The following is a 24,003-nucleotide window of genomic DNA, read 5'->3' on the forward strand; positions in this document are numbered from 1 at the left end:
CTCAAATGAAACCATTTACACGCCTCTTTGTCTGGCAACGCTAATTACACTCGAATTGACTGCTTCCTGTTTTACATAATCTGCCAAATCTGTTATTTCTGTCTTATCTGTTACTAATATTAAAATCTGTAATGTAACACATATTCGTTGTCCCCATTATAATATCTAATCTTTTCAGAGGTTTGACAAAATCTTAAATTTCTATAAATTCTCATAAATGCAAAGTGATGATTTTGGGTCGGGTTTTATAAACATTTAATTCATTTGCGCTACTTGCTCGCTGTCTTCTTTACGGGGATAAATAGAGCTTTCCTGCCTTATCCCCGTAATCTGAGCCGCATTTCCTGCCTTTCCTACGGGGATGAATAGAGCTTTCATACTCTATCCCCGTAATCTGAGCCGCATTTCCTGCCTTTCCTACGGGGATGAATAGAGCTTTCCTACCTCATCCCCGTAATCCGAACCGCATTTCCTGCCTCTCCTACGGGGATGAATAGTGTTTTCCCACTCCATCCCCGTAGGAAGAGTTCTTACTCTTATTTATGCCCTAGCTGCACTCCGCCAAAAAAATCCCGAGGAACTGAATCCTCGGGATAAATACCGATATATTCATACTTTGGACTCCATAAACTCATCAATAGCCTTAAGGACAGGCACGGCATACTCTTCACCACCAAAAAGCCACTGTTCATGCTGCATATCAAACTCCATTACGTCAGGAGCACGGAAGTATTTCTTATAGCGCTTTAGGTATTTCTCTCCCATCCCTCCTAAAAAATGGCAGGTGCAAATGTTACTTATACATATCATCAACTGTGATAAGAACAAGATTTGTCTTATCTATATCATTAAACCAGTCTGTAAATCCGCTAAGTGAAAACAGCAAATATTTTGTAATATTGTATTTACCGGAAATGAGTCTTGCTCTTCCGACCAGGGTTTCATATATCCCCTTATCGATCTTTTCATTCTTAAACTTGCATTCACCGATAACAGCAGTCTTATCTATTGTGGAAATGCCAACAACGTCTATGTCCGTTGCCTGCTGATACCACTTATCTTCCGCATCCTGAAGCTGTTCTACGCCCCACCAGGTTCCGGTCTCAGTTAAGAATGATCCAAATGCTCCCTGGATTCCCTGCTCCAATGTGTAATATCTGCACATTTCTTCAAAAACGCTTCCCATGAATTCATGGAGTTTTGGCTTTACAGCCTTTTCATAGTAGAGTTCTCCCTGCCCCATCTCTATTACGCTTATGGCCTTGGGGATAAACTCATACCAGAACTTAAACATATGATCCTTTAGTACATACTGAGTCTTTTTCTTGTTCTTTTCCTCTGTGATGCATTTTTTCTTCTCTACAAGACCTACATCTATCAGCTTTTCAAGGGAATAGAGAACTGTCGGATCCTTTTCCTTTACTTTGGATGCAATGATATTAAGGGCATTTTCTCCTGATGCTACCTGTTCTATAACGTTATTTACAAGAGTTACATCAGCAAATTCCTGGGTAAGAAGATTCTTTGTTTCTTCAAAAAGATATCCGTTTGTATTAAAGAATAGACGCTTGATATTATCATCAAGGCTCTTTTTAGGATCAAAGAGTGACAGATACTTTGCAACTCCTCCTGTTACGCCGTAGCATATAGCCTTGTCTTCCGGTGAGTAATCCGGAACAAATAGCGCTGAATCTCTGTAATTAAATGCTTCAAGCTTAATCTGTTCATCTCGCCTTCCAAAAACAGGACTCTTTTCACTAAGGACCTTTTTCTCCATAAAGCTAAGCGCCGATCCGCAAAGTATCAGCATCAGATTCTTATCAAGCCATTTTGTATCAATGTACTTCTGAAGGATTGATAAAAGTGCGTCATCCTTCTCAGCCCAGTATGGAAGCTCATCTATTACAAGTATGATCTTTTCATCAGATTCGCTAAGCTTTTTTGTCAGAATATCAAGTACGCTCTCAATTGATGGAAAGGTTGCATCACTATATTCAGGATTAAGAACGTCCAGGACTTGTTTTGAAAAAAGCTCTAAGTTCCTTTCTGAACCCACCTTTGTTGCTGTGTAGAATATGGCCTTCTTATCTTTTATGAACTCTGTAATAAGGTACGATTTTCCTACTCTTCGTCTTCCATATATAATGGTCATTCCGAAGCCCGCTTTGGAATATACTTCATTTAGCGATTTTAATTCTCTTTCTCGTCCAATGAACATATGGCTCTCCTTAATTCAAATCATTTTTATTCAAATTATTTTTAATAAAATCTCTTTGAATTAATATAACATGCCGACACTTATATTTCAATCAGGCTTTTATATTTTTTGCATAAGGATCTTACCACCACTATAAGGAAGACATTAAGAAATAATATATATCAATGAAAAAAATCCAGAACCGACTTCCTGAAACGAAAGTGGTTCTGGATTTAGGAGTTTATCTATGAGAAGATGCCTTATCTTTTCATGCTATCTGAATATGCTTCTTTTCAGGAAGCTTAGGCTGTTCCTTTTTAGGAATCATCAGCGTGAGAACTCCGTGTTTGAAGGATGCCTTTACATCATCTTCTGTGACCTGCTCTCCAACATAGAAGCTACGCTGCATGGATCCTGAGTACCGCTCCTGCCTTATTAGTCTGCCCTTCTTATCACTCTTATCATTGTTCATGTCCTTCGAAGCGCTGATGGTAAGATATCCATCATTTAATTCAAGGCTTATATCCTCTTTGGCAAAACCAGGAAGGTCAATGCTTACTTCATACTGATTGTCCTCTTCCTTAACATCAGTCTTCATCAGCCTGTCGGCATGTCTTCCATAGAGCTTACGCTCCATGTTATTCAGTTCTCTGAAATCAGGGAAATTAAACAGATTGTCAAATAGATTTTCTTCATAAATACTTGGTGCTAACATAGTTTTTTCCTCCTTTGCATCAAAAACATTTATTTTTGAGCATTGGGACGGAGGGAGGGAGCCACCTCAGCAAAGCTGTTTCTCATGTGGCGACCGATATGCCGCCGACCATTGTGAGGGGGCGATTCCACTCTTTGGATCATTGGAATTCATAAGTCCTAACGGTCTTCTCTGTTCCTTTGTTCTATATATGGTATAACACCAAATTAGCACTCTGTCAAGCAGAGTGCTAATTTTTTTTTTAGTTATTTAACCCTTTCAAAAACAAATATTATACTCCGTCTTATTCTTCTATGCAGTTGTGCTTTTTTCGATATTTCGAGGGCGACATATTATATATTTTCTCGAATAACCGTATAAAAGACTCCGGATTTTCATACCCTATGATACTGCTTATATCTGCTATGGTAGTATTTGTATTTACTAAAAGTGACTCAGCGTGTTGGAGCCTTATATTTCTCACAAAAGAAGAAAAACTCTCTCCTGTCTCTTCCTTCCACCGCACTAATCTCCCTTCCGGACAGAGCTGAGGAAGAATATGGCTCAGGAGCCTATCACTTCGAATATGCTACGGATGCATCCTTCGAAAAAAAGAAGTATTCAGAGGATTCCACTCTAAATGAGCTTCTTTCAAATCCCGAAGCCGGTGAATTATTTGAAAAAGAAATGCCTTACCTCGCAGGCAGCGGTTTTGTAAAAACATTTGCCGGAAATCTGTCTGTCATTACATCTGCGGATCCTCCTTACATCGGAGTTTTAACTTCCGAAAGAACTTGCTATAACATTATCCCGACAAATTGAATTTATTATTCTGTCCATGGAAGCTTTATGTTCGGAAGCTCCAGCTTATTAACATCCTGAAGGTCGTATACAATTCCGTTGTCTTCCACCTCCTTCAGAAATGCATTTACAAAGACTGGGCTCGAAAAAGTCTGTAGAAAGTCGAGGGTGAATCGTCCGTTTACAGCAGATATTTCAACTGTCAGACCATTTGCCGCAGAAGAAGTCCACACCCGGAAATCACGAATGTACTGCTCGGCTTCCTTGTAGTTTGCCTTACCCACATAGCTGACCGTCGCCGTAATAACTCTGCTCGCCAACGAATTGATATATCCCGCTGCCCCCTGTCGTTCCGGATCACTTTCTTTGGATAGGATCATACGCGTAATTCCTGCCTGCGAAGCCACTCCCATCAGCACATTCTCCTCCTGGCTCTGGACAAAAACCATCCCGCGGTATGCGGTACTCTGCCTCTCCAAGGACCAATCGCGCATTTTGTCCTTGTACTCCAGCATTATTCCACCAACCAGGCTCTGATGCGCCAGTGGCGTGTGAAGGGCGTTTCTCTGGTTCACACAAAGGGCGATGCGAACAGGATCTTTGGAATCAGGATACAGCTTTGCAATGGCTCGGCTTAGGAGCAGAGAAACCATTGTACCGGGACTGCCGTCATTGTCCAGATTGAATCTCATAAATTCGGATTCCGAGATGGAGATACTGTATACGGTGTGCCGGTGATCATACTCAAGGCCCGCAGAAGCGATGAGATTCAGAGCGTTGGGCATTTCATTGCGAGGAGGAATCGGAAGATCGGTCCTGTTTACCACAGGGTCTATCCACTCTTCTTCTGAGATCACATCTCCAACCAGACGAATGCCCTCGTCATTCAACTTGACCTGATACCGCTCAGAACAGTAATAATACAGCAATGTCCGAAGCACTTCATACGCGCCTGTTCCGTCCGTCATGCCATGAAATACATCCAAAATGATCCAGTTATCCAGAAAACAAAACGCGATCATATGGAAATTGGAATCCTCTGAATTCAGATCCACCCCGTGAAGAGAGTTTGTAATAACCACCGGTCGATGGTTTTCCGCAAAAAAGTATTGCTCACCCTTTTTCAGCAATTCAACGCAGAAATAAGGATATCTTTCCATAGTGGAATCCACAGCATGACGAAGAACATCTGAATAGATCAGGTCACGCATACGAATCCTAATCCTGATCTCATTGGGGCTTTCTTTGCTTGTCGTATATAAAGGCCGTAATTCTGTAAACAGCTTCTGTTCCATTTCCTCCTCCACAAATTCAGATTTTAACGTCAGTTATTTCTCGGTCGCTTCTTCGCATTATTTGAGCTTCCTGACCTTGCCGCAGGTTATGCCGTTCTCATTGAATGCATCAACTCTTACATATACATCCTGTCCGGAAATGAGTGCGCCAATGATGCGCTCAGCCTTGTCAGCGCCTTTCGCAGGGTAAAACATGCAGCTGTGATAGAGCTTATCAGCAGCATGACCCCAGCAGATATTGTAGCCATCTGCACCCTGAGCCTGCATGGATACACGCATATCAAGGTCATCGAGTCTCGACGCTTCAAAGCTCACTTCCTGGGGCTTTTTTCCATTGCCCTTACCGAATACACGAAGGCCTGATATGGCAGCATTTTGATCAAAAGGTGTCTCAAGAATAGTCAGTCTGATATAGCGAAGCTTTTGACCTTCACCATCATTCAAAACTATAAAGTCATGAGGAAGGTTTGTATCCGCATCGGACTTATCCATCAAAACAGCATAGGTCTCACCATCAGCAGAACCTTCCAGTATCCATCTGGTATGATGTGTCCTGCCGTCTATCTGTCTTGCGCCCATACCCTGTCCTGTTATCTCTTTTTCCGGCTGTGCATCAACGCGGTCATCAGCAAAATTGATCTGAATACCACGCACATCCTTCACATCGCCAAGGTCCATCATAAGCCATTCACCGGCGTCCTTCCCGGCAGCTCTCCACCAGGTTCTGTCATCCTCCTCAGCAGCTCTTGAAGGAGCATTGTCCGGTGCGGTTGATATGCTGTCCCATACTGCTACTTTCGTATCTCCTTCGCCGGCGCCGCTTCCCTCGCCTACGCAGTAGGAAGAGGCTGTCATCTTCGCGCCGCGGCTAAGCAGGTACCATTCCGGCTCCTGCCAGGGATCAAGCTTTCCTCCATCCACGTACTGAGGCCAGTCACTGTAACCTGTATTACAGAAAAGCTCTCCGTCCTTGTCAAAGCCTGCACGCCAGATGCCACATCTTCTCTCCATGTTATCATTGAGGCTTATGCGACTTGTTGAGGTGTGCCAGAAATTACCGTTTGCATCCTCCATTGTCGAACCGTGGCCTGCCCCCGGCATGAAGCCGCCCGGCTGATAGGAATAAGGATTATTTTCAGCAAGCTCAAAGGGTCCCAGGGGTGAATCCGACACATATACACCGTCACAGTAAACATTGTACTCAGCGCCCGTTGCTGCATATTGGAGATAGTATTTTCCGTCATGCTTGTTCATGTAGGCACCTTCGATAAAAGGATTATTACTGAGCATGTTCTTGAAAAATGCCTTGTCCGTATCTGAAGCATTGGCCAGCATCTCTTGACCCATGTTTTTAATAAAGCCCTCAAAAAGTCTGTCCAGCTCTTCACCTTCAATCAGAGACTTACTGTGGTCCTCTCCCACTCTCTCATAGCCATTCTCCCTGGGTCTTCCGTGGACAAGCTCCACTCTGTCCGAAAGAGGCTTCATCGTCTCGGGATCCAGCTCTACGCCCCATATGGGAGTCATATTTGAGCAGCCCCAGTATAGATAAACCTTCCCATCATCATCCCAGAAAAGATCGGGATCCCAGAAATCAAAAGTACCCGTGATTTCTTCATAGGGTCCGTTCTCTATGTCCTTGGTGCGGTAGAAATTGCATATCTCGCCCCTTTTGGATGCGCTGAAGTAAACATAATCACCAATCACCCTCACATCAGGTGCATAGTCATTAAGCGGCAGATTATCAGGAAGTCTCACACTCTTCCAATTCGCAAGATCCTCAGACACCCACACAGAGAGATTCATGGATGCGAAAATATAATATTTTCCTTTCCAATATAAAAATGTGGGGTCAGCTGCCTCTCTTGAGATGTGAAGCTCTCCACCTCTAAAACTGTCTTTGATAAACTGATAGTGATAATCGATGTTTATCGGGTTACAAAAATACTTTTTCATTGCTATACTCCTTCCGAAATCTACTCAAATACCCTGTAATAAGGTTCGCTCTTTATGCACCTCTTCCATTCATCATCCCCAAATTGACCTTGCTTCATGAACGTGGTCCAGGCATCCATCATCTCATCAGATAGCTCATAGTCATGCTTATCCATCGGTCTCCAGCATCTGCCAAGTGTTCCGAACATATACCACAGCTCCGCTGAGTGGAAGGCTCCATGATCATCCCCCGGAAGCTATTGAATAAAAAAGGAACCTCTGCATCGTGAAGCTCCTTAAAACTCATTTCAATTCAGTTGTGTTGCCATCTGTGACAAATCCCATACATGCGCACACGTTTCCCATGTGGGCTTTACGGCACTCTTGTCCGTTATGTTGGCGTTTATGCTGCCGCCTGCATCCATCGTGACATCACTGCCTTACCTTTTTCGAAGCTACCTTGTCTTTATACATCGCCTCATCTGCCCGCTTAAATACGTCATTCATCGTCTTATCGGTTGTAGCATCAAATATTGAAACACCGATAGCTGCGGAATAGCGATCCCACGGCTCTCTCTTCGAATCATCTGCAGATTTGGCAAAAGCGTCTTTAAGAGCCTTTATAAGCTTTTCCCTGTCGTCATAATCACGGTTTTCCAAAAGAATGACAAACTCGTCTCCTCCGATTCTGAAAACAGGTGAATGGTCAAAAATAATACAAATCTGGTGGCAGGAGCCGAAGATATAGTCATTTCCATGCTCGTGACCGTAGGTATCATTGATCTGCTTAAGGCAGTTAAGATCCACCATAACTATGCCAAACCGGGCTGTTCCCTTAGCTATATCGCTGTCTATGCGCTCTTCAATCTTGTCATACCACGCCTTGTTTTTAACGTGAGTAAGTGCATCCTGATAGGCCACTATATCCATGTGGCTTACCTTGGTCCTCATTACCTGAACCTGACCCTCGGCATCGAGAATATTCTTCGCATAGAGCTGCATGTCATTTGACATCTGATTAACTGCGTTAGCCAGAGATTCAACCTCGTTATGGGAGTGAATATGCGGATCATCATAGCTAAGAAGCTCCGGATTCTTCTGCTCATGACTCCTCATGGCAAAGGAAACCACGCTCTTTTCAAGCTGACCGATAGGCTCTGTAACATTGTGATTCATCCACACGATAAATATGATCATGAAAAGAATACCTAGCGTAACAATCAGAATAATATTAATAATTGTGTAGGTCTGAATTGCTCTCTCCACGTCCTCAACACCAATATCAACACAAAGAAGAGCATAATGCTCGCCCTTACTGTTTATAAGCGGCATTGTGGCTGTATATTCATATCCCCAGGTGGAAAAGTTCTTAAAATATGAGATTGTATCCCTCTGTAACGCATCATTGTATGTGATGATATCCTTTTCCTCATATACATCATCTAATATGAGACCCAAATAATACCCGTCGGGATCTGTTGCCCTGCCTTCAGCCGTATCGGCAGAGAAAATATTCATAACAGTGATAGGATCCCTATCCATCATAGGGCGCACAATATAAAGAAAATCGATTTCAAAGTCTTCCATTATGGAATCCATGAAAGTCATCATCTCTTTAAATTTTTCAGACTCTACACTGGTTTCCACACATGCAGACAGATCCTCAACATCAATATTACTGTACACATAATTGAGGATATCCGTCATACGCCTGTCATAAGACTCATAAATGGAAGTATTAAAGGTGCGATATGTCATAACGCTGAGGACAAGGCATAGTAAGGTTATGAATCCGAGAATAAAGAGAAATATGCTTCTTTTCAAAGGTTTTTTTCTAAAACCCATAGAATACCTCTAAGATAAGAAAACATAGAATCTACATCATGTACCACTATAAGTTTATCATAACCGACTATTCTTTCGTTAATAAACAAATTCTTAAACGTTCATTATATGATTATGTAATGGACGCAAAAGCCCCTATATGTTATTATATTAATGTTAAATATTTTACATTTATGTAAAGGAGTTATCATGCTTCACATTAAATCCCTGTCAGAAGGCCTGGAGCTTTTTAAGGCTCTTGGATCTGATGTACGAATTGAGATTATTAAGATATTACTTGAAGATAACGGCATGAATATGAACGAGCTTGCCAGCCGCCTCAATATCACTAACGGCGCGCTTACAAGCCATATCCGCAAGCTTGAAGAATGCGGCATGATTACTGTCAGCAACGAGACAAACGGCCACGGTAATCAGAAAATCTGCTCTGTGCACGTTGATAAGATTCTTATAGATATTCAGGATGAGACTAAGGATGAAAACATCTATACTGCAGACATAAAGGTTGGCCAGTTTTCCGACTATCAGGTCTATCCTACCTGCGGTCTCGCCTCCTCAACAAGACTCATTGGAGAGGTAGATGACACCCGTTATTTTTCACATCCCGATCGCTACGATGCAGATATACTCTGGTTTACCAAGGGTTACGTGGAATACGTGGTTCCCAACTTCATTCCCTTCAACCAGAAAATTGACGAGATATGCATCTCCGCTGAGCTCTCAAGCGAGGCCCCCGGAGTTAACAATGTATGGCCCTCAGACATTCACTTTTATCTAAACAATGAATTTCTCGGCACATGGGTTTCACCCGGCGATTTCGGCGATGTAAAGGGCATTTTCACCCCTGACTGGTGGTTCCCCAACTGGAATCAGTACGGTCTTCTGAAAATGCTTGTAATCAACCACCGCGGAACCTTCATCGATGGCCTTCAGATCTCTGATACCACAATCGACCAGTTCCAGCTTACCAGCAAGAGCAGCATCAAATTCAAAATCGCTGTTCCCGAGGATGCAGCTCACGTGGGCGGTCTTACTATCTTTGGCAAGACCTTCGGAAATTACAGCCAGGACATAAATGTTAAGATAGCATACAGCCCTATAGAGCAGGGATGATGAGGTTAAAAAGGATCCGGGCTTCCGGCTCACAGATCCGAAGTCACCTGATCTTTACCATTATTCTTTGACATATACATAAGTTCATCAACGCGAGTGATTGTCTGTATGACATCCTCGCCTTTATGATGTGCTGTTATTCCAACACTGATAGTGATAGCTCCTTTCGTGGATTGATTATTCTTCACATGGGATGCTATGTTTTCCGCCACTTCTTTCACTTCCGAAGGTTTATACCCTTTCACAAATAGCATGAATTCCTCTCCGCCCCAGCGCCCTGCTGATACATCCCGGAGCGCTCCTAAGTAGTCGGATAATGTTTCTGCTATCATTATCAGTACTTTGTCGCCTTCACCGTGGCCAAGCCGATCATTTATCTGCTTGAAATCATCGATATCAAACATTATCAGATACCACTCATCATCTGCTTCTGCACCTTCATAGATTATGCGTTCAATGGCTCCTCGGTTATATAATCCTGTCAATGCATCATGAGATGCCTTATACAACATCTCATTTAGCTGTTCATTTTTCTCCATGAGTTCATCTGTTATAGTATTTATGAAAATGGCAAGCCGGGCCATTATTGACAAATCACTTACCTGTTCCATTTTTTCAATATCCAGACTCAAAGTATCCTTCGCTGGTCCTTCACGCATTGCTACTGTCACTATTGACAGATTGTTTAAAAAAGTTGTCCCCCTATAACGCATAATCTCACCCAGGGCACTAAAACCGGTGGTATGAAGATATCTGGAAATCTCAGCAATCTCAACTTTGTCTTCTCCACCCCAAAAAAGCTTACGTCCCATGCAGTTGATCACGTATACAACCTGTGGAGCAAAATCCAGTATTTTTATCCCGGTTTGCTTAGTATGCTCTATTATGCGCCGTGGGTCACCATAAGTAAGCCTGATATCACTTCCCTGAGGAATATCTGAAGACATTACAATTGATCCATCAGGATTGACGGACTTTGCATGCCGGATATATGCTGTCTCTTCATCTACCCTGACTTCCCATGGAAATTCCAGCGCATTATAGAAAAAATTCGAGTCCTTTTTTATTTGCAGATAATGGTTATAAACATCATATGCCGGCTTTCCATCCAGCTCATAGACAACCGCGCCATCAACTTTTGTTACTTTTAGCGAATATCCTATTGCCTTCCAGCCAAGAATTCTGTCCGTCTGAAAGTGTAATTCCGATCCACTATAAAGAACTATTGCAGATTTATCCAAGGTGCAACTAAAGTCATTAGTAAAAATAAATGGCTTATGATTATCATCGCCAACAGCTACTGCGCCAAACACCTCGACAATTTCGGGAAGCTGATCAATAGCCCTTCCTGCAATATCAAGTTCCTGATAATCAGCAGCAGTTAGTACCTCTATGCCTTTGAGATCCGGTATTTTGGATGCATATTTAAAAAGCCACTCGTAGTCTATTTCCCTTGTTTTCTCAGTAAATGACATCACCTCAACCCTGGTTGTAGGCTCCTCAAAAATCATAAGTGTCACAACCGGATCATCGTCCAACATTCTGCCATCAACTATCTCACCGGTTGCACTGCACCCTATAACAGGAATCTCAGGAGTATACTGCTGTAGAATAGTTCTTATTTCATTAAGTTTTTGTGGAATGTTTTCCTGATTATATGGAACATATACGTGAAAAATAGCAGCCCCACTATCCTTGACTTCATCTTTCCAACTTTGTATTGTATCTGTGAAATTTTCAGTAAGTGATGTCTGCAATAGTTTCATTACGTCTTCTCCTATGCATATAGAGCAAATATTTATACTACCATTTTACCAAACCCAGATTGTGCATTTTATAAAATTACTATTAAATAAAGCGTATGAACCCTTTACCCATACGCTTTTCCACTTTAGTTTTTGCTTCGGTATCTTCTGACACAGAATCCTCAGAAATCACGGTGGTCTCGTTATCAGTAGCATTTGCTGTACCCTGACTGCAGGCGGTTACTGCCACACACATTACTGTCACTATTGCTAACGGTAAAATTCTTTTAAGTTCATTTCTTTTCATATATAAATCTCCTTGTCACTGTTTTATTACGGGGAAAATATTGTTTTTCTTTTTTCATCCCCGTAATTTTTAGTCTTTTTTCCGCCATTCTTACGTGGATAAATCACATTTTCCCATTCATCCCCGTAATCCACTTCACCATTTCCTGATTTTCTTACGTGGATAAATATTGTTTTTCACGATACCCACGTAATTCAAAACAGCAACTGTAAAAAACTAAAAAGCAGCTAATGATTGACCGACCTTCCATAAATCATTTGACACCATGCCACGGGGGACGGTTCTTTTTGGCACAGAATTTATTAAAGCGCATGGATTGTAGCTTCAATCCATGCGCTTTTTCTTAAATCTTACTTTCCTTATCTCTCTCTCTTTTCTTTATTCTCCCAGGAAAAATCAAATTTGTAGCCTTCCTTGTCCTTTACAAAAAAGTGTATACCATATACCTTTGAAAGATCTATCTTTTTATTTTTCTTAAATTTAATATTCTTCTTAAATGATGACACAGTGTAAATCGTAGGATCCTGATACATCTTATATCCCTTTTTTAATTTGTAGTTTACGGCCTTCTTTCCGGAAAATTTCATGTATCCAGTGCTATAGCCACCTTGTATGTGCGCTTTTGATTTATCAAAAATCTTGTTGACATTCTTTGAACCGATCTTTAAGGACTTAAAAGGACTGGTATACGGCACAATTTTAATTCTCGCTTTACTAGTGTAACTCTTGCCATTATATGTATACACGGCAGTAATTGTCGCCTTTCCCGCTTTGAGATATTTATAATGAACCGTTGTTTCTTTATAATCCTCATCATATTCCGCTTCTACTTTACAAACACTTTCATCAGAACTAGTAATTGATAAAACACTCACCCCTTCGGTTCTAAAAGCCGCATAATACCACGAAGTGTCATACCCCACATAGCATAATGTCTTGTCACTGGGAGAAACCCCCTGTTTAACTATCTGCTCCGTCTGATCAGCAGCCTCTACCGTACCATGACCAAGCATAAGTACAGCTGCAACAAAAGCAATTACTAAAATCTTTAGTTTTTTACTCATTTCACCCTCCTAAAAAACTTTCCCTTTGATAGTTAACACACACATAATATTATAACCTTTTTTAATTTTTTATGGAATGAGTTTTTAATTATAATTACAAAGGCCACGTGCCAGAGGGGACGGTTCTCTTTGGCACAGTCCTCAATAGACCGTGCCAAAAAGAACCGTCCCCTCTGGCACACTGGCATGAAAAAGAGGATCCCGAGCACAAATGCCCGGAATCCTCTTTTTTTCATAATTTTCATTAAGTATGGGTCTTATTTAATTCCACTAATTGCAATAGACTCGATGATAACTCTCTGGAACAGGAAGAACAGTACCAGAGTCGGCAGCATTGCTATAACTGAAGCCGCCATGATCAGCGCGTAGTCACTCTGAATTGCGTAGTAATGGTTGAAGGAACGGATAACCACCTGCAGTGTCCACTGCTTCTCACTTCTAAGGAAGATTGTGGGAGCAAGATAGTCATTCCAGATTCCCATGAACCACAGCATCAGCTGAGTTCCAAGGGCGCCCTTCATAAGGGGCAGGAAAATCTTGTAGTAGATTCCAAAATAGTTACATCCGTCGATTTTGGCTGCATCCATCAGCTCTGAAGGAATGCTGTACAGGTTCTGTCTAAGGAAAAAGATCATTCCTACATTACCAAAACATCCCGGAATAATCAGCGGAGCCAGTGAATCAGTCCAGCCGAGCTTGGTGAAAAGCACGTACTGAGGAATCATAACTACCGCAAAAGGAATCATGATTGTGGCAAGAAGCGCCAGGAAAAGCGCATTTTTACCTCTAAAGTTCATCTTTGCAAAAGCAAAGGCTGCAAGAGATGAAGTGAATCCACCGATGAGCAGAACCGGGATCTCGACGGTAACTGTGTTGATGATACCGCTGATAAACTGACCCTTACTCAATACCTGGCTGTATTTTCCAATAAGAATCGGGTTCGGGAAAAGTGTTAATGTGCCCGAAAGAATCTGATTCTTGGTCATAAAAGATGTTGCCACCATATAAATAAGCGGGAACACCATTGTTATCGCAAATAAGAAAAGCAGTATAAAAATTATTATATTAACAGTTTTCTCCTTAGAGGACATGACACGGTCTGTCTGGTAATCTTTTGAACTGGCTTTTTTACTCTTATTTGGACTTGTTTTTGAGCTTAACGCTAATTCCATGTGCCATACCTCCTTAATCTATAGTCTTAACCCATTTATCCTGACCCCAGAAATTGATGGCCGTGATAATGAATATGATAACTGCAAGAATTACTGCTACTGCACTGCCGTAGCCCAGCTGTCCATTGGTGAATGCCTTCTCATACAGGTAGAATACAACGGTAGCTGCGCTGTAGTTCGGTCCGCCTGAAGGTGTCATAACCTGAACCTCTACGAATACCTGGAAACCACCGATGAGTGATGTGATCAGGATATAGAATGTAACAGGTGAAAGCAGAGGAAGCGTGATATTTCTGAACTTCTGCCAGCTTCCGGCACCATCGATCATGGCTGCCTCGTAGTAGTCGCGGGGAATGTTCTGTAAACCTGCCAAATACAGGATTATTGTGCCTCCAAGGCCCTTCCAGACCATAAAAATAATAAGTGATATTTTAACCATAACTTCGTCGCCGAGCCAGTTAGGGCCGTGCAATCCGGTCAATGCCTTGTAGATTCCATTAAGAAGACCGTAGTCATAGTTGAAAACCCATGCCCACAGAATTGAAACTGCAACAAGGGATGAAACAACCGGTACATAGTACATGGTTGTAAGTAATCTTTTTCCGGGGATTTTCCTGTTAAGTCCCATGGCAACAAGCATTCCCAGGATCATACCGATCGGGATACCTATCATGTAGATTATGGTTGTACCCATAGCTTTCCAGAACTTAACATCATTGATGATTTTGATGTAGTTCCTAAGACCAACAATATTGCCCCATAATGAGTTAATACCTGTCCATTTGCTTGAGCTGGCAATTAGAGCAAAGACAATGGGATAAGCCATGAAAAGCATGAATCCCACAAAAGGAGCGGCTATGAAAAGCCATGCCCATCTCTCTTCTCTCTTTGCCATCGCAGACATATGTGTCTTTACTTTTTTAGATGACATACTCGATTCCTTCCTATTGAAGTCCTGCTATGAAATGGAGTCCCTCCGCGTTGCGAAGGGACTCCGCTAATAATTACTTTATAACGCCTGGCAGCTTAGTTAGTAGCTGAGTTCTGAAGCTCAATTGCCTCATCAAGAGCTTCCTGCATCTCAGGCTCTACCTGCTGTAAGAAATCTTCTACAGAGATGTCGCCGTTCTTGATGTTGAATACACCTGACCAGAAAGGTGTGAACCACTCACCATTATAGGTGTAATCTGTTTCCTGAAGAGCTGCTGCATAATGATCGTTTCCATCAAAGTATCCGAAGATAACATCTACATTTGAAGCATAAGGAACTTTGCCGCTATTTACAGCATCCTTGAACTCGCCATATGCAAGATCTGTGATGTTGGGAAGCTGAATAGAAGCACCTGTGGAAATACCGGATACTGCTTTCTGTCCTTCCTCATCTGTAGAAAGCTTAGCTACAAGCTGTGCTGCAAGATCAGGATTCTCAGATGTAGCAGATACGCAATAACCTACTGAACCCATCCATGTGTGTGATCTGCCATCACCGGAAGGTCCTACAGGCCAACCGCAGAGGTTCCACTTGTAAGGGAATGTAGCATCATCCATGAAAGCTGCAACGTCCCATGTACCACATGCGTAGAAACCAACCTGTCCATCGAGCCATCTCTGATATCCACCAAGAGCTGTATCCTGCTCAACTGAAGGTGTAAGACCATTCTTTGTAAGGTCTGTGTAGAATGTAAGAGCTTCCTTGAGCTGCTCGTTGTTTGCTACGTTAACCTTGGTCATATCATCGTTAAGGAACTTAACACCATTGGAATAAAGGAAAGGTGTCATACCAAACTGATCAGCATTTGCAACGCCCCACTGATCGATCTCGCCGTCGCCGTCCTTATCGATTGTAAGAGCCTTACAAACTTCTACGAACTCATCGTATGTATAAGGCTTTTCCGGATCAGGATACTCAAGTCCGGCTGCATCGAAAAGATCCTGGTTGTAAGCAAATGCGAAGCATGAAAGATCCTTAGGAAGAGCATAGAGTGAACCACTTCCGACATTTGTTCCGTCATAGCGGTAAATCTCCTGAGTTGTTCCCCATATGCTGCCGATTGTATCAGCATCTACATAATCATCAAGAGGAAGAATATATCCGTTATCTACATAAGAGCGAACTGCTGCAGGTCCTACATAGAATACATCAGGCATATCGTTTGCCGTCATGTTTGCGATCATCTTCTGGTTGTACTCATCCTGTGTTGTTACTTCGAAAACAACCTCTTTGATCTCATCCTTGTGCTCATCTACGAACTCTTTTACGAGATCCTCGTAGATCTTCTTCTCATGCTCCTGCATGTAAAGGAAAACATGAAGCTCTTTGTCGCCGTTACCTGTAAGTGAATCAGTTGAAGAACCATCTGTTGTCTCTGCTGCGTCAGCTGTCTCTTCTGTAGCTTCTGCTGTTTCTTCTGTAGCCTCACCTGCATCTTCTGTTGCTGCTTCTTCAGCAGGAGCTTCAGCTTCGCCGGCTTCTTCAACAGTTGTTGTAGCACAACCTGTCAGGGTACTGATACCCATGACTGTTGCCATTGCCATACCCATAAATTTCTTTTTCATGTCAAATCCTCCTAAAAAAGTTGTCAAAGTGATTAACTTATATAGTAATTTTAACTAAGGTATTTTACAGCGTCAATAAATATTTTAGATTTTTGTAAAGCATTTTACATTTTTGTCAATTTTAATAAAAACTTAAAATACTTTTTGTGTAATTAAACAAAAGTTATCAATTATTGCTATATAGTGTTTACAAATTGCTTTTTCTGTGTTCTCCATCGCGTTAAAGCAATATAAAACAGTGCCGTTTTATCTGTCATTTAAGGTACTTTACCGCCCAGATAGTCTCATTGTTACTGCCCTTGGCTGAAATACACAGGGTTTTGTTCCCGGCTTCGTCCGTCATGGAAAATGCGCAGCCATCATAATTCTGGCCATCAATTGTGAGCGTAACGAATGATGTGCCTTCCTTTAACTCATAGCTGCCGCTAAGACTCTCTTCGCCCTCAGCTGATGCAATATTTCCGCCACTAAAAGTGCATTTAACAGGCTTATTTACGATATTGTTCACAGCAAGGCCGTGATTTAGCACATAAAATGTGCCCTCAAGGGAAGTCACGCCTTCAGCCCCGCTCTCACCTGATGCCTCAGAACCACTAGCTTCATAAGCCGCACTGCTTATAGAAGCGATACTCTCATCCCCTGTAAACTCAAAGGGTGCTGCCATAAACCAGTCATCCTCTGTCATGAAAAGCTTGTGTATTCTGGGCTCATGGAATTCCTGACCGTCATCGAATCTCTGATGATATACGATGTAGTAATCTCCCGCTTCATCCCGGAAAATCGACTGTCCACCGGGAGCCATGTACGTTACGGAAAGGCTGGGAAGCGTATAATTTCCCATCATCTTTAAGCCGTAATTCATGTAATCTTCTTCAGCGCCAAGTCTGTTGCCTGCCGCATCGACATAGGGGCCTGTGGGCTTTTCACTTCTAAACTGCCTAATCTGATAGCCGCCGTCACTGGTAAGTCCGCCGTATGACAGGAAAAGATAGTAATAGCCGGTCTCTTTTGAATAGGTCAGGTATGGACCCTCGATCGCATGATGCCCACCACCTACAAGCCTGTAGCCGTAGTATGGATCCGGCGCATCCTCAGTGCCTGCCTTAGCCTCTTCTATAGGATGAACTGGCTTTCCTGTTGCAGGATCAAGCTCCAGCAGGAAAATTCCGCCGGACCAGGATCCGTATACCATCCACATTCTGTTATCTTCATCGGTGAAAACAGCGGGATCAATGCAGTTCGGCCACTTTTCATTGTCATAGCCACCGTATTTAAGATATGCAGACAAATCTGCGTCCTGTCCCAGCACATCGTAAATATCTGTCTCTTCCGCATGAGAAGCCGTGAAGCCGGAATACAGGATTGTATCTGTATATGTGTATTTTCCGCCGGGCTCATCTGCCACAGCCATGCATAGATTCGACTTAATATAAGAAGATGTGGTGCAAAAATACATCACATACTTTTGCATGGTCTCGTTGTAAAAAGTATTGGCAGCCCACACAGAATAACCACCCTCCTCGTTTTTTCCTACAAAATCAAAGGCGGGAAGACTTCCTGAAAACAGGTTATCGAATACGTTGTTGCCGTTCCCGATGTAGCTCCAGTCCTTGAGATTCTCGGATTTTGCCAATACCTGATGACTTCCTGTCATGTAGTAGGTACCATCCGCCAGAATAACCTGCGGATCATGGCAGCACACGGCATTTTTGTAAACGTCCTTCTTTATCTCGTCCTCGCTAAGTTCGTCAGCGCCCATGGATTCCTCCTGTTCTGCGATTTCATTGGATTGCGCGCCCTCTTGGTCGGAGCCTTCCACATTATCAGCCTCTTTAACTGATTCTTCTGCTTTGTCTGCACCTGAAATCTTCTCTTTGGAATCAGTAGCTGAGCAACCGGCAGTCGCACCAAATGCGCTAAAAGCTGCTCCTATGCAGGCAGCCGTAACGATAGCTCTCTTTATTCTATTTTTTCTAATCATTAGTGATCACCCTCATCTGCACTTGAAAACAGGATATCCTCTGTCGTCGTACTGAATCTTCATGAGCATTGCGTGACGATTGGGATTGTAAAGCGGATCTCCCACAATCTCGGTCTCAGTTCTCGCATGATAGACCATGATATCCTGACCATTCTCATCTACAGTAAAAGAGTTGTGTCCGGGACCGTAAACTACAGCCTCAGCGTCGCTTGCAAGTACGGGATATCTCTCCTTGCTCCAGGATCTGGGATCAAGAAGATCTGCATTTTCATCTGCGGTGAGCATTCCCACGCAATAAGCGATTCCTGTCTCACTTGCTGAATAAGTCACGAAAATCTTGCCATTTCTCTGTAATACTGCGGGACCTTCATTTACCCAAAAACCAACTCTCTCCCAGTCATAATCGGGAGTTGTGAGAAGTACCTGTACTGTTTTCAGCTCGTAGGGACTCTTCATCTCAGCGATATAAAGATTGGAAATCTGCTTACCTACGCCAACCTTCTCAGCCCAGATGTAGTACCATTTTCCATTGTTTTCAAAAACTGTCGCATCAAGGGAAAAGGCTCTGAAGGAGAATTCATCATCCTCTGCGCATTTCATCTTGCCCTTTTCTACCCAGCTGTCACTTATAGGATCTTCACCCTGGCATTCAATAACATAAGGACGAATCTCCCACTTATTCTCTGCTTCGCCCCCTGCAAAATAGATGTACCACTTGCCCATCACATAGTGCAGCTCCGGAGCCCAGATATGGTCTCCCATGATTCCTGTGTCGTGCTTTCTCCAGATCACATGCTCCTGCGCATCAGCAAGACCTGCCACGGTATCAGCATGTCTAAGAACAATCCTGTCATATTCAGGTACAGAAGCCGTAAAATAATAAGAACCGTCCGGCGCCTTTACCACATAGGGATCTGCACGCTGTAAAATCCACGGCTCGTTATATCTAAGTTCTTTTTCTTTATCCATAAATCTGCTCCATATTTAATTTTCATATTCACTCGATAGTCCAGCACATAAGCTAATCACATTTCATGGTTTCGTAAGTTAATCACAATTTACAGTTCCATAAGTTAATCACGGTTTTTCAAAGTTACGTTAATCAATCTTCACTATTTAATTTTAAATAATGCTGAACTATTTTATATTAATCTAAATTATATACACAATGGTTGCTATTTTCAACCATTTGATATTTGGAATTTATGGGTGTAATATAGATAAGTTGTCCCAAAAACGAATCTATTTTTGGAAGGAATTGAAGAATTAGTATTTAGGAGGTATTAAAAAATGGATTCAAAACGCATGAAATGGACCACTTTGGCATTCATGGCATTCTCAACAGTTTGGGGATTCGGTAATGTACTCAATGGTTTCGTCTATTTCAATGGTATTCAGGTTATTTTCAGCTGGATACTCATGTTCGCACTTTATTTTGTGCCCTATGCACTGATGGTTGGTGAACTTGGTTCAGCCTTCAAGACATCAGGCGGCGGTGTAAGCTCATGGATTCGCAGCACAACGGGCCCCAAGCTTGCTTATTACGCAGGTTGGACATACTGGGCTTGCCACATCACTTACATTGCATCTAAGTCATCAGGCGGTCTCAAGGCTCTTAGCTGGGCTGTTTTCAGAAACGGTGAGACCTACGACACATTCCCTACTCTTGCAGTACAGCTCGTTACTCTTGCTATCCTGCTTTTCTTCTGCTGGGTTGCTTCAAAGGGTCTTAATCCCCTTAAAAAGCTGGCTACTCTTGCAGGAACAAGTATGTTCGTAATGTCCATTCTCTACATCATCATGATGTTCGCTGCACCTGCGATCAATCCTCAGGGCGGCTTCGTATCAATGGACTTTAGCATGAAGAACCTCATCCCTCAGTTTGATGTTAAGTACTTCACATCTCTGTCCATCCTTGTTTTCGCAGTTGGTGGATGCGAGAAGATCTCTCCTTATGTAAATAAGGTTGAGAACCCAAGTAAAGGCTTCCCCAAGTCAATGATAACACTTGCTATCATGGTTGTAGTCTGCGCTTTCCTTGGCACAATCGCTATGGGTATGATGTTTGATCCCGCTGAGATCAATGCTTCAACAGAGAGCTTCAACTCTTACAATTCAAACGGAAGCTACTGGGCATTCCAGAAGCTTGGTAACTACTATCACATCGGTGACAGCCTTCTGATCATCTACGCCGTATGTAACATGATCGGTCAGCTTTCAACACTGGTCATCAGTATCGATGCACCTCTTCGTATGCTTCTCGACAACGAGGACGCTAGAGCTTTCATCCCTTCAGGTCTTCTTAAGAAGAACGAATCCGGCGCTTATATAAATGGTATCAAGATGGTTGCTATATTATCCGGTTCAATCATCCTTATCCAGTCATTCGTACCCGGTGCTGCAGCAGTTCTTAAGCAGCTCACAAAGCTCAACTCTGTATGCATGCCTCTTCGTTACCTGTGGGTATTCTTTGCTTACATGGCTCTTCGTAAGGCAGGCGAGAAGTTCCAGCCTGAGTACCGTTTTGTTAAGAGCCAGGGTCTTGCTCTGTTCTTCGGTGGCTGGTGCTTCCTTGTAACAGCAGCAAGCTGCATACTTGGTATGTATGACACTGATCCCTTCACCTTTGCACTTAACGTAATAACACCTCTTGTTCTTACAGGACTTGGCGTTATTCTTCCTATCATTGCAAAGAAGGAAAAGGGCTCAAAGGCTGCCTAAAGCCTTATAAATGAGTGCTTTTAATGCACATATAATTTCATATAGAGTTTTTCTCGTATGATCAAAGACGGCATCTGAAAAGATGCCGTCTTTTTATGCCCAAAGCTTACGACCCCTCCTTTTCGTCTGGATTTGCATAAATCTCGAAAATCCTCTTTTTTATCGAAATCCCGATAGAAATTATTCTCGGCTAATAGTAAAATATAGTTACATTTTTTATAAATATGGAGGTTAGTCATGAAGAAGTTTTGTAACACCTTTCGCAGAATAAGTTCATTTATTCTTGCGATCGCATTATTTGTGACGATTCTGCCTGCAGCAGTAGTCAGCACAAATATCATCACTGCGGATGCCGCAGAAGACAATGTCAGAAGCAAGCTCAATGAAAACGAGCAGAAAATTTATGATGCCTATGTTTACCTTGATTCCAAGATCATGGGATTTGGTTCAGAAATCACCGCTTCTAACATGAAAGATTACGGTACTTCAAATTTCTTTACCATGTATTCAGGTCTGGATGAGAAAAAGAAGTACTCTACAGAAGACCTTAGATATGCAAGACGTGCCTATGTTTACGCTAATCCTTTAGAGCTCGATGGCGCTATGGCTCAGATCAAATTCCTTTATGTTAAGAATAAATCTGACAAGTATAGCTGTTTTGCATACCTTCAGAGAACAGATGAGGACGAGTATTCTTATCAGCGCAAGAGATTGAAGGATACCATTAAAAGAATCAAAAAGACCTTTGACGATGATGATTCCGAGTTCGATGCTGAAGTAAAGATTGCCAACTATATCTTAAACAACGTAACTTATTCAGCTATCAAAATCGACAACTATGACCTTAGAAACACCGCTTACGGTGCGCTCGTTTGGCATAAAGCATCTTCACAGGGCTTTGCTGCTGCATTCGCTCTTCTTTTGAAGGAGGCCGATATCGACAACAACATCCTGTTCAACGCATCAAGATGCTGGAATCAGGTAAAAATCGGCAGCACAAGATACGAAACCGATCTAATTAACTGCGATAAGACCAAAATCAACCTCGCAGGTTCCAGATTCAATATCTCCACAAAGGAGATGAAAAGTGACGGATTAAGCCGCGTTGATTACTGCACAGAATTCCCCACATCTTCCGGAAAAGCGAAGGATACCCGCACAAAGCTTAAGAAATATAACCACAGTGTGCTTGGTAACACAGCAAACCTCGGCGTTGCAGTCCTTAACGCAGATAACACAGTTACACGTACCACTCTGACTCAGAATGAGCAGGCAGTTAATATTGTTCCTGTACTTAGGTACAACAACGAGCTCAAGAATCTGAGCGGTATACTTAAGTCAGCAACCATAGCTCCCGATGCAAACAGCGCATTCACATGGACCGAGTGGTCACCGAGCACTCCGTACTTTACCATCACCAAGAATGGCGCCGGAACAAACAGAAACCTGAACATCTCTATTGTATATAAAAAGAGTACAGATCTTGATGAGACAACCGTTACTTACAACGTTGCTCTCAACGATGTTCCGACAGATACCCAGAACTTCACCTATAAGGTTACAGGCGAAAACACAGCTACACTGGTTAAGTGCAACAAAACAAACATAAAGAATGCTGTTATTCCTTCAACAGTTACTATTAACGGCAAGGTTTACAACGTAACTAAAATTGAAAAGAATGCATTCAAGAAGTGCAAAAAGCTCGAATCCGTAACTATCGGTTGCTATGTAAAAGAGATCGGCGCTGATGCCTTCTCCGGCAAGACCAAGCTTGTATACGTTGAAACTCTTGGCAACAAGATCACGAAGCTTGGCAAAAATGCATTCAAATCTGCCGATAACGGAACAATGTTCCTGCTTAGATCTACCAGCAAGTCAAAGTACAAAAAGCTGGTTAAAAAGATCCAGAAGGCCGGCGGAAAGTATTCAGCATTCAAGATGAGAACAGCATAAATATGACATAATTAAAGGGAGGCTGTATAACAAGATACAGTCTCCCTTTATTCTTCGCCTATTTTCAACAATAAGAATCGTATATGTGCCATTTCTATGGCGCCGCTTTCTGAATAACTAGTTTTTCTTTGTTTTTAAATCAGCTATATCCTTTTTTAGCTTCTCGATAGTTGCATTCATATCCGCGATAGTCGCGTCTTTATCCGCAATGGTGGCATCTTTATCTGCGATAGTTGCATCTTTGTCCGCAATGATACCAGCATACTTATCCTCAGCATCCGTGTATCCTGCGGTATATTGGGAAGCCATCATCTCTCTGTATCTGCGTTGCCCTTCGAGTATCTCCTTCGCCTGAGTATCAGCATTTACTTCCATAATCAAGTTTCCCACCTCCTCTATATCCGGATTGTCTTTGGCAAGCTCCCTGAATTTTTCCCAAGTATCCGCTTTGAAGAGCTCAGCCCAGTACACAAGGTTGTTGTCTATATCTTCAGGTGTTGCTTTATCTGTGTTATTTAATTCTAACACATTTATACCCATAAAAAACCAGCCCCTGGTATTTTTAACACCCTAAAGGCTGGTCATTATTAACTATTATTCATCATTTGAACTGCTTCATGACTA

Annotated in this window: 21 protein-coding genes; 4 read left to right on the top strand and 17 right to left on the bottom strand. The window is 42.3% G+C overall.

Features of this window, described 5'->3' with window-relative positions:
* Positions 1-609: 609 nt before the first annotated feature.
* From G608_RS22840 to G608_RS24420, 4 genes are all read right to left on the bottom strand, one after another.
* Positions 610-765 (bottom strand): hypothetical protein, encoded by a 156-nt coding sequence (locus G608_RS22840; protein ID WP_242829357.1) that lies wholly within the window; start codon positions 763-765, stop codon positions 610-612.
* A gap of 28 nt (positions 766-793) precedes the next feature.
* Positions 794-2,218: an ATP-binding protein gene (locus G608_RS0107900; RefSeq protein WP_026495577.1), complete on the bottom strand. Its 1,425-nt coding sequence runs from the start codon at positions 2,216-2,218 to the stop codon at positions 794-796.
* A 247-nt stretch (positions 2,219-2,465) separates the two neighbouring features.
* Positions 2,466-2,912, bottom strand: a complete 447-nt coding sequence (locus tag G608_RS0107905) for an Hsp20/alpha crystallin family protein (protein WP_026495578.1) — start codon at positions 2,910-2,912, stop codon at positions 2,466-2,468.
* Positions 2,913-3,195: 283 nt separating this feature from the next.
* Complete coding sequence (locus G608_RS24420; RefSeq protein ID WP_334291403.1) at positions 3,196-3,417, bottom strand: helix-turn-helix domain-containing protein; 222 nt, start codon at positions 3,415-3,417, stop codon at positions 3,196-3,198.
* Here G608_RS24420 and G608_RS23870 point away from each other — a divergent pair.
* The gene (locus G608_RS23870; protein WP_242829361.1) at positions 3,327-3,713 is read left to right on the top strand and encodes a hypothetical protein; all 387 of its coding nucleotides are present in this window, start codon (positions 3,327-3,329) and stop codon (positions 3,711-3,713) included. The genes G608_RS24420 and G608_RS23870 overlap by 91 nt on opposite strands.
* Before the next feature lie 5 nt (positions 3,714-3,718).
* Here the strand turns inward: G608_RS23870 and G608_RS0107915 are convergent, their stop codons facing one another.
* The 4 genes from G608_RS0107915 to G608_RS0107930 all read right to left on the bottom strand — a co-directional run bounded on the left by G608_RS0107915 (position 3,719) and on the right by G608_RS0107930 (position 8,767).
* Positions 3,719-4,903 carry a hypothetical protein gene (locus G608_RS0107915; protein WP_155833244.1) on the bottom strand — a complete coding sequence of 395 codons (1,185 nt, stop codon included), beginning with the start codon at positions 4,901-4,903 and terminating at the stop codon, positions 3,719-3,721.
* A gap of 141 nt (positions 4,904-5,044) precedes the next feature.
* Positions 5,045-6,943: a family 43 glycosylhydrolase gene (locus G608_RS0107920; protein ID WP_026495581.1), complete on the bottom strand. Its 1,899-nt coding sequence runs from the start codon at positions 6,941-6,943 to the stop codon at positions 5,045-5,047.
* A 20-nt stretch (positions 6,944-6,963) separates the two neighbouring features.
* The gene (locus tag G608_RS23200; RefSeq protein ID WP_155833245.1) at positions 6,964-7,131 is read right to left on the bottom strand and encodes a hypothetical protein; all 168 of its coding nucleotides are present in this window, start codon (positions 7,129-7,131) and stop codon (positions 6,964-6,966) included.
* 223 nt (positions 7,132-7,354) lie between these two features.
* The gene (locus G608_RS0107930) at positions 7,355-8,767 is read right to left on the bottom strand and encodes a sensor domain-containing diguanylate cyclase (protein ID WP_026495582.1); all 1,413 of its coding nucleotides are present in this window, start codon (positions 8,765-8,767) and stop codon (positions 7,355-7,357) included.
* A gap of 189 nt (positions 8,768-8,956) precedes the next feature.
* On the opposite strand from G608_RS0107930, the gene G608_RS0107935 reads away from it, so the two are divergent.
* Positions 8,957-9,880: an ArsR/SmtB family transcription factor gene (locus G608_RS0107935; protein ID WP_026495583.1), complete on the top strand. Its 924-nt coding sequence runs from the start codon at positions 8,957-8,959 to the stop codon at positions 9,878-9,880.
* A 29-nt stretch (positions 9,881-9,909) separates the two neighbouring features.
* On the opposite strand, the gene G608_RS0107940 is transcribed toward G608_RS0107935, so the two are convergent.
* The 8 genes from G608_RS0107940 to G608_RS0107980 form a co-directional block, all read right to left on the bottom strand.
* Positions 9,910-11,646: a sensor domain-containing diguanylate cyclase gene (locus G608_RS0107940; protein WP_026495584.1), complete on the bottom strand. Its 1,737-nt coding sequence runs from the start codon at positions 11,644-11,646 to the stop codon at positions 9,910-9,912.
* An 82-nt stretch (positions 11,647-11,728) separates the two neighbouring features.
* Positions 11,729-11,932, bottom strand: a complete 204-nt coding sequence (locus tag G608_RS0107945; RefSeq protein WP_026495585.1) for a hypothetical protein — start codon at positions 11,930-11,932, stop codon at positions 11,729-11,731.
* Positions 11,933-12,291: 359 nt separating this feature from the next.
* A complete protein-coding gene (locus tag G608_RS0107955; protein ID WP_026495586.1) occupies positions 12,292-12,996 on the bottom strand; it encodes a hypothetical protein in 705 nt (234 codons plus the stop codon).
* A 257-nt stretch (positions 12,997-13,253) separates the two neighbouring features.
* Positions 13,254-14,168, bottom strand: a complete 915-nt coding sequence (locus G608_RS0107960; protein WP_196810159.1) for a carbohydrate ABC transporter permease — start codon at positions 14,166-14,168, stop codon at positions 13,254-13,256.
* 13 nt (positions 14,169-14,181) lie between these two features.
* Positions 14,182-15,099 (bottom strand): carbohydrate ABC transporter permease, encoded by a 918-nt coding sequence (locus G608_RS0107965; RefSeq protein WP_026495588.1) that lies wholly within the window; start codon positions 15,097-15,099, stop codon positions 14,182-14,184.
* A 95-nt stretch (positions 15,100-15,194) separates the two neighbouring features.
* Positions 15,195-16,724, bottom strand: coding sequence for an ABC transporter substrate-binding protein (locus G608_RS0107970; RefSeq protein ID WP_026495589.1), 1,530 nt, complete (start codon positions 16,722-16,724; stop codon positions 15,195-15,197).
* A 253-nt stretch (positions 16,725-16,977) separates the two neighbouring features.
* Positions 16,978-18,705, bottom strand: coding sequence for a glycoside hydrolase family 43 protein (locus G608_RS20435; protein WP_051209017.1), 1,728 nt, complete (start codon positions 18,703-18,705; stop codon positions 16,978-16,980).
* Positions 18,706-18,717: 12 nt separating this feature from the next.
* A complete protein-coding gene (locus G608_RS0107980; RefSeq protein WP_026495590.1) occupies positions 18,718-19,674 on the bottom strand; it encodes a glycoside hydrolase family 43 protein in 957 nt (318 codons plus the stop codon).
* A gap of 321 nt (positions 19,675-19,995) precedes the next feature.
* Here G608_RS0107980 and G608_RS0107985 point away from each other — a divergent pair, with 321 nt between their 5' ends.
* Together G608_RS0107985 and G608_RS0107990 are read left to right on the top strand one after the other, a co-directional pair.
* The gene (locus G608_RS0107985; protein ID WP_026495591.1) at positions 19,996-21,426 is read left to right on the top strand and encodes an APC family permease; all 1,431 of its coding nucleotides are present in this window, start codon (positions 19,996-19,998) and stop codon (positions 21,424-21,426) included.
* A gap of 237 nt (positions 21,427-21,663) precedes the next feature.
* Positions 21,664-23,379 carry a leucine-rich repeat protein gene (locus G608_RS0107990; protein ID WP_026495592.1) on the top strand — a complete coding sequence of 572 codons (1,716 nt, stop codon included), beginning with the start codon at positions 21,664-21,666 and terminating at the stop codon, positions 23,377-23,379.
* Positions 23,380-23,496: 117 nt separating this feature from the next.
* Here G608_RS0107990 and G608_RS0107995 read toward each other — a convergent pair whose 3' ends face one another.
* On the bottom strand, positions 23,497-23,919 hold the full coding sequence (locus tag G608_RS0107995; RefSeq protein ID WP_026495593.1) for a hypothetical protein: 423 nt from the start codon (positions 23,917-23,919) through the stop codon (positions 23,497-23,499).
* Positions 23,920-24,003: the final 84 nt, after the last annotated feature.

Source organism: Butyrivibrio sp. WCD3002 (assembly GCF_000424265.1).
Lineage (GTDB): Bacteria > Bacillota > Clostridia > Lachnospirales > Lachnospiraceae > Butyrivibrio.